The sequence below is a fragment of the Bradyrhizobium sp. Ken01 genome, assembly GCF_055807355.1.
Genome location: NZ_JBVVPC010000330.1, coordinates 1 through 229, shown reverse-complemented (window position 1 = coordinate 229; position 229 = coordinate 1). Strand labels below are relative to the sequence as shown.

The 229-nt window shown below is 59.0% G+C and carries 1 protein-coding gene; it reads left to right on the top strand.

Translation table 11 applies throughout. The features are described from left to right. Nucleotides 1-31: 31 nt before the first annotated feature. Nucleotides 32-229: hypothetical protein (locus tag AC0L3S_RS39840; protein WP_473285472.1), on the top strand; the 198-nt coding region annotated here is incomplete at its 3' end.

Here is a 229-nt window from a genome sequence, read left to right as displayed (position 1 = left end):
CGCCGCTCAGTGCCCGCTTACGGAATTTTCAATGAATATTCAGACGAATCCTGCCCAAATCGAGAAGACAAGCGCGAGCTTCCCGGCCATCACCGAAGAGCCGATCCGCTCCAATTACCTGCCCGAAGAGCGCCTTCGGCTGCTCGGTGAAAGCCTGGCGAAAGGCGATCTCACCGATCTGTTCGGCCTGACGCCCTTCGATTTTCAGGCCCGTATCCGCGACAGCGCC